We start from the raw sequence: 6,492 nt of genomic DNA on the forward strand, positions 1-6,492 counted from the left end.
GGAAGTGACAATGTTAGAAATTTTATCTTTAAAACATACGGTAAACTTCCTCCGTCATGCACTGCCTATCAGTATTATGTCGGCTGTATTGGTGCTGGGCTCGCTGGTTTCGCTCGCGACCAATGGCATCAACTGGGGTCTTGATTTCACTGGCGGTACCGTCGTTGAAATGGAGTTCACAAATCCGGTCGATTTAAACGCCCTGCGGGTGCAACTGACGACGCCAGATTCTGAAGGCGCGATTGTGCAAAACTTCGGTTCTAGCCGTGACGTATTAGTACGTTTACAGGTGAAAGAAGGCGTTAAGAGTGACGTGCAAGTTAAGTCTGTCATGGAAGCTGCGCAGAAAGTTGATCCACAGGTTCAGCAGAAGCGTGTTGAGTTCGTTGGCCCACAAGTGGGTAAAGAACTGGCTGAGCAAGGCGCTTTAGCAGTATTAGTCGCGCTTATCTGTATCATGATCTATGTGTCATTCCGTTTCGAATGGCGCCTAGCGTTTGGTTCAGTGGCAGCATTGGCGCACGACGTGATCGTGACTTTAGGCGTGTTTTCGGTATTCCAATTGGAATTCGACTTGACCGTTCTGGCGGGTCTATTGACGGTTGTGGGTTACTCACTCAACGATACTATCGTGGTATTTGACCGTATCCGTGAAAACTTCCTTAAGATGCGCAAAAGCGACCCGGAAGAAGTGGTTAACGTGTCCATTACTCAAACAATGAGCCGTACTATTATCACCACAGGTACAACCTTAGTGGTGGTCGTGGCCTTGTTCCTTAAAGGCGGTACTATGATCCATGGTTTTGCGACTGCATTGCTGATGGGGATTTTTGTGGGTACGTATTCCTCTATCTATGTGGCGAGTTTCTTGGCCATCAAACTGGGGATCAATCGTGAGCACATGATGCCAGTTGAGATTGAGAAAGAAGGCGCTGATCAACCTCCTATGATGCCTTAAAGGTTACATTCGAGTTAAAAAGCCACCGACGAGGTGGCTTTTTTTTAGCTCGAATTTGAGATAGATCTGACATTCTGCTAGCAAACTCACAAAGTTATAGTCAGTTATGCTGTAAAAATGGAATGTTAATTAAATTAACAACTGATGCAAAAATCAGCGCTCGACAGGCTCGGCTATTTAGCAGTAGGATGTCGGCAACCCATATTCCAGAGAGTTGTAGCCGTAGGATGTCGCATGGAAGAACGTAAAGTGTTAGTTGCTGGTGGTAATTTATTGCAAGCCCACACATGGAAAGGTTTATTAGAGGCCTGTGGTATTCATGTTGAGCTCAGAGGTGAAGCGCTATTGGGCGGAATTGGTGAGCTTCCGACAGGGATGCAAAACGTCGAGTTGTGGGTGGGCGAGTCCCAGCATGCGTCGGCGCAAGTGCAACTGAATGCGTTGGATGTCGAAAGCCCACAGTGGCAATGTGTGCAGTGCCATGAAACCAATGAAGGCAGTTTTGAGCTGTGCTGGCAATGCAGCTCTGAGCGCAGTGAAAGCCACAATTAGCCTTGGATAGGCAATCACCTTTGCTTTGTGCTGTGGCTGAAAGATTGCGTCTACTGGATGAGAAGATTACACTTTGCTGATAAGCTGACATTCATCATGTCATTCAATATCTTATCTAGGAGTCAGTGATGCCGCATCCCAGTGCTTTTTCCGCCCTTGTTGACGCAATTCTGCCTAACATCACCGAAGTGACCATTGAAGCCTATCAGGCCGATGACAGCTGGCACCTTGTGGATGTGCGTGAGGATCGCGAGTGGCTGCAGGATCATTTACCCCAAGCAAAACATTTAAGTCGGGGTATTTTAGAGCGTGATATCGAAGCACGTTTCCCCGATAAACATACCCCCATATTACTCTATTGCGCAGGTGGTGCGCGCTCAGCCTTGGCGGCCCATAATCTGCAACTCATGGGTTACACCCGCGTTGCCTCTTTGATTGGTGGCTATAAGGGCTGGGTACAGCGTCAACTGCCAGTCGTGCAGGATTAAGCGTTCAGGATCTCATCTAATGCAATATTTCCCCTTGTTTGTCGATACGGTTAACTTAAATGTCTTGCTGGTGGGGGCGGGTGATGTGGCGAGCCGTAAGCTGGCGCTGCTGATACGTACCGAAGCCAGTATCCACGTGATAGCCCCTGAAGTGAATCCTGAAGTGCAGCGTTATGCCGATACGGGCCGAATTCTGCTATCCCAGCGTGAAGTGGTCCACGCCGATATTCAAAATTATGATCTGGTGTATTTAGCCACGGCAAACGACAGTCTTAATGCCGAGTTGGCGACTCTAGCCACCGCGCGCGGTATTTGGGTTAATGCCGTTGATAATCCGGCATTTTGCCGTTTTATCACCCCTTCGATTGTCGATAGAGGCCGTTTAGTGGTCGCGATCAGCACTGCGGGCGCAGCACCGGTATTTGCACGCACGATTCGCTCGCGCTTAGAATCCAGCCTACCGCAATCACTCAAGCCTTTATTCGACTTTGTCGCCGATAGACGCGTCGAAGTGCAAGACAAGCTCGATTCAACCTCGAAACGCCGTTTATTTTGGGAGCGTTTTTTCGATACCAATGGCGACCGTTTCGATAGTCGTACCGCCGAGCATTACCATAATGCGTTTAATCATTTAGTTAGCCGCGGCGAAATCCTTTTGTTGGATGATTCAGCCTCTGTGGACTTACTGCCGCTCGCTGCCATGCCGTTGTTGCAGCGCCTCGATTGGATCTATAGCCAAGGCGATTTGAGCGACGAGTTGGCAGAATTAGTTCGTCGAGACGCTAATCGTGGTGAGTTACCCGCACTCAGTGAATTGAGTCAGCAGTACGAGCAGGGCACTCGCATGTTGCTGGTGGCCGATACGCAAAAAATCAGTCTGTTGAAGGCGCATTTTCCCATGGCTAAGCATCTGCGACCCGGCGCGATTTAACCTCTTATCGATTCTGACTTCTGTCCGATTGCACTTTCTGTTCGATTTGATGGACGTATCTTATTGTTCGTTTGAGCTAATGCCGAGTCTCAGGTAGACTCGGCAGCCTTATTTTAGGATTTCGCTGTTTCAGGATTTCACTCTGCATTTAGGATGACTATGGCCCTCAAAGCGACCGTGTTTAAGGTCAATTTACAGATAGCCGATATGGATCGGAATTATTACCAAGACCATCAATTGACGCTTGCCCAGCATCCTTCCGAAACCGATGGCCGCATGATGGTGCGTTTACTAGCGTTTATTGTGAATGCCAGCGAAACCTTAAGTTTCAGTAAAGGTTTGTGCGTCGATGATGAGCCCGAGTTGTGGGACAAAACCTTATCAGGCGAAATTGATCTGTGGGTTGAGTTTGGTCAGGCCGATGAGAAATGGCTGCGAAAGGCCAGTGGCCGTGCCAAAGTTGTGCAGTTATTTACCTATGGTGGCCGTAGTGTACCCATTTGGTGGAAACAGAATCAGCAGGCGTTAGAGCGTTACCAGAATTTAACCGTGTGGAATATTGCCGAAGAGTCGGTCACGGCGATGGAAGCCTTTGTTGGGCGCAATATGGCATTGCAGGTTTCTATCAGCGAAGGCCAAATTTGGCTATCGGATAATGAGACCAGCGTGTTGATCGAACCTGAAATCCTCAAAGATATTGCATAACATGTCTTGTAAAAAAAGAGCCTGCGATTGCAGGCTCTTTTCATTTATTACTTTCATTTCTCAGTAAGCGTATCGATTTGGATTTATTGGAAGCTCAGCTCCCAGCTATCGATATAACCCACATCACCACCGCCACTGTCTACGGCTTTTAACTTCCATACGCCGTTCGAATTAGCACCCGTCATATCAGCGGTATAGCTCTTGTTGATATTGGCAGCACCTGAACCTGTGTTGCTATGCAATGTAACTGTTTTACCAGAAGGGCTGATCAGCTGCACTTTCAAGTCACCAATATAAGGGTGGACTATGTTCACTACCGCAGTCACAGTGCCTGAATCACCGGTGCGAGTGACTGTGATTGGGCTAGTGATCCCTGCTGCTTTGTTATCAGGGATGTTGTAGTTATCAGTGTTGCTATAGCTTGCTGGCGTAGTCGGTGGAGTTCCGCCGCTAGATGCTGTGTAGCTTGCTGTTAACGACACTCCAGTGAAGGCAGAGTAGCCTTTCAGCATGGCGTAGTAAGTGCCTGATTGGATATTGGTGATTGGGCAAGACTCGCTATTGCCACTTTTATACGGACGGCAATCATAGTTAGCTGTAGTTGGCGCTGCGCCATATTGCACATACAAGTCTGCATCACCTGTACCACCGTTCATTACAAAGCCTAAATTAGTTGCGCCTTGTGGTACGTCAAAGGAGAAGTGCAGTTCTTCACTCGCTGCGCCGCCTAAGCCCGTTTTAGCCACACCGTTAACTAACACGCCATCGGTTGGTGTTGGATCAACCGGACCCGTTGGGCCAGAACAAGAGGCATCTAAGAAGGTTTTCGCGGCAACAGCGTTGACTAAACCATAGCCATAGTAGTTATCACGACCCGCAGTACCAAGATCTTCAGCGGTCATTTTCAATGCGTTACGAACTTGTGCGGCACTACACTCTGGGTGATAGCTCCATACTAAGGTTGCAACACCTGACACATGTGGCGTCGCCATCGAAGTACCGTTGTAGTACTCGTAATCTTTATTGCCTTGATTGCTGACTGTAGCTGTCGCGCCCAGTTGATTACGCAGTGCTAAACCTGTTGCGCGATCTACTGACACGGAAACCATATTGATTTCACTGTTAGCATCGACAAGGAAGGGGTTTTGTAAGCCCGGCAATGCCGCGTTACTGTAAACAATCGCCGCACTGGCACCGGCATTTTTACAGGCTTTAGCCGCATTGATTTCAGGGTAACTTGTGCCTTGATTGCCAACACGTTCCACTAAACAGATTTTATTGGTCATGTTGCCGCAGTTAAAGCTAGTTCCGCTGACGCTACATTCGGCAAGTGTGGCTGTCGCTGTGCCATTGTATGGCGCAGGTACATAGCTGCCGCCCGATGAAATGAGGCGATTATGTGGCACGACACCTGAATCAAAGTAAGACTGACCACCGATAGTGATATCGGCTAGACGGCCTTCGCCACGGGTAACCGTCGACAGAATCGCTTCACCTGGGCCAGATATTTCCACTTGGTTGGTGTATTGGGAAAATGCCGAGTGATCTTTATGATTATCCACAGAGGCAACAGACATCACGCCATCGTAAGATGCTGGGTAGCTGTGAGTGCTGTCACCCGCGTTACCCGCTGCGGCAATCAACAGCACGCCATTGTTATAATGTGCAGCCAGAGCGTTACGCTCAGTGGTGCTGGAACCCGCGCCACCTAAACTCATAGTGACAACGTTAGCGCCGTTGGCAACACAAGTATCTACTGCGGCCACTAAGGATGAAGAGTAACCCCAGCCCGATTCATTAAACACTTTAACGACATGAATATTGGCAGTTTGATTTGGCATTACGCCGATCACGCCGTCATTGTTAGCAATCGCCGCAATCGTGCCCGCAACGTGAGTACCGTGGGCGTTGTTGTTGCCCGGCTCAAACCAGTTGCCTGTACCTGAGTTATTGGTACCCGTGACATTATTGCCACCTAATTCGCTGTGGCTACGGTCGTAGCCAGAATCGATAATACAAATCGTGCGATTGCCCGCTTGGCTATCGCTTAGCTGAGTCGCTCCTACAAAGGTTTGGCCCCAGGGTGTGCTTTCACTCAGTAAGTGACGCGGCATGTCTTCTTCAACATATTCCACATCGGCACGTTTTTTTAAGGTATTGATGCCGTTAGCATCGAGTTTGACCGAGTAGCTGTTACTGCGTCCGATACGCTTCATTTCCTTCGCTTGCACTTTGTTCAATGCAGTGTGCTGGGCACTGATTTCCGCCATTTGTGGCTGATAATTCATCGTGCTTGGCAGCGCGTCAGTTGTCGCGTCACTCGATTGTTGATCACTCATTGATTGCACATTGCTGGCCGACATAATGGCCGCTGCATCGGCGTTTTTAAATTTCACTATGTAACGCTTTGGCAGTGGAGAGGTTTGTGCTTGTAATGCTGCGGCAAAACCTGGGGCTTGTGGTGCTGCTTGTACACCGGCTGAGATCGCAATAGCTAAGCTTGAAAGGCTTAACGCTATTTTAGTGGTTCTGTTGATTGTCATGTTCTTCTTCCATGGTCAATTTAGTGTTAATCATTATTATTTTATGTTTCATAAGAATAACTACGACTCAGATGCTACTCGGTTAGTGAATTTATCTGCGACTAAAGTATTTGTAAACCAATTGTTAATGGTATGGCTGCTTGTAAAAATCTAGATTTTATAAGCAGTTAATGTGAATGTAAATTCAACATGTAACGAGTTGTAACCAAATTTTATTCAAATTTTTGTTTTTTTATGTGGTAAATATGAATAAGCGAATGCGAATTTACGGTCAATATGAGTACTTTATATTGATTTGTTGGTTACCATGGCATT

General features: G+C 47.8%; 6 protein-coding genes. 5 read left to right on the plus strand and 1 reads right to left on the minus strand.

Features of this window, described 5'->3' with window-relative positions; translation table 11 throughout:
• Positions 1-10 precede the first annotated feature (10 nt).
• The 5 genes from secF (at position 11) to K5Q99_RS11395 (ending at position 3,634) form a co-directional block, all read left to right on the plus strand.
• The gene (gene secF, locus K5Q99_RS11375) at positions 11-958 is read left to right on the plus strand and encodes a protein translocase subunit SecF (protein ID WP_071939589.1); all 948 of its coding nucleotides are present in this window, start codon (positions 11-13) and stop codon (positions 956-958) included.
• Positions 959-1,192: 234 nt separating this feature from the next.
• The gene (locus K5Q99_RS11380; protein WP_006082273.1) at positions 1,193-1,510 is read left to right on the plus strand and encodes a putative signal transducing protein; all 318 of its coding nucleotides are present in this window, start codon (positions 1,193-1,195) and stop codon (positions 1,508-1,510) included.
• Positions 1,511-1,638: 128 nt separating this feature from the next.
• Positions 1,639-1,998: a rhodanese-like domain-containing protein gene (locus K5Q99_RS11385; protein WP_006082272.1), complete on the plus strand. Its 360-nt coding sequence runs from the start codon at positions 1,639-1,641 to the stop codon at positions 1,996-1,998.
• 19 nt (positions 1,999-2,017) lie between these two features.
• Positions 2,018-2,929 (plus strand): precorrin-2 dehydrogenase/sirohydrochlorin ferrochelatase family protein, encoded by a 912-nt coding sequence (locus tag K5Q99_RS11390; RefSeq protein WP_220776927.1) that lies wholly within the window; start codon positions 2,018-2,020, stop codon positions 2,927-2,929.
• Between the two features lie 159 nt (positions 2,930-3,088).
• Positions 3,089-3,634 carry a YaeQ family protein gene (locus tag K5Q99_RS11395; RefSeq protein ID WP_006085495.1) on the plus strand — a complete coding sequence of 182 codons (546 nt, stop codon included), beginning with the start codon at positions 3,089-3,091 and terminating at the stop codon, positions 3,632-3,634.
• Positions 3,635-3,717: 83 nt separating this feature from the next.
• On the opposite strand, the gene K5Q99_RS11400 is transcribed toward K5Q99_RS11395, so the two are convergent.
• Positions 3,718-6,177, minus strand: coding sequence for a S8 family serine peptidase (locus tag K5Q99_RS11400; protein ID WP_220776928.1), 2,460 nt, complete (start codon positions 6,175-6,177; stop codon positions 3,718-3,720).
• Positions 6,178-6,492: the final 315 nt, after the last annotated feature.

Source organism: Shewanella hafniensis, from assembly GCF_019655335.1.
GTDB classification, from domain to species: Bacteria; Pseudomonadota; Gammaproteobacteria; order Enterobacterales; family Shewanellaceae; genus Shewanella; species Shewanella hafniensis.

Excerpts from the sequence above, each read along its gene's own strand:
- K5Q99_RS11400 (WP_220776928.1), bottom strand. The coding sequence starts at position 6,177 with ATGACAATCAACAGAACCACTAAAATAGCGTTAAGCCTTTCAAGCTTA.
- K5Q99_RS11390 (WP_220776927.1), top strand. The coding sequence starts at position 2,018 with ATGCAATATTTCCCCTTGTTTGTCGATACGGTTAACTTAAATGTCTTG.
- secF (WP_071939589.1), top strand. The coding sequence starts at position 11 with ATGTTAGAAATTTTATCTTTAAAACATACGGTAAACTTCCTCCGTCAT.
- K5Q99_RS11395 (WP_006085495.1), top strand. The coding sequence starts at position 3,089 with ATGGCCCTCAAAGCGACCGTGTTTAAGGTCAATTTACAGATAGCCGAT.
- K5Q99_RS11385 (WP_006082272.1), top strand. The coding sequence starts at position 1,639 with ATGCCGCATCCCAGTGCTTTTTCCGCCCTTGTTGACGCAATTCTGCCT.
- K5Q99_RS11380 (WP_006082273.1), top strand. The coding sequence starts at position 1,193 with ATGGAAGAACGTAAAGTGTTAGTTGCTGGTGGTAATTTATTGCAAGCC.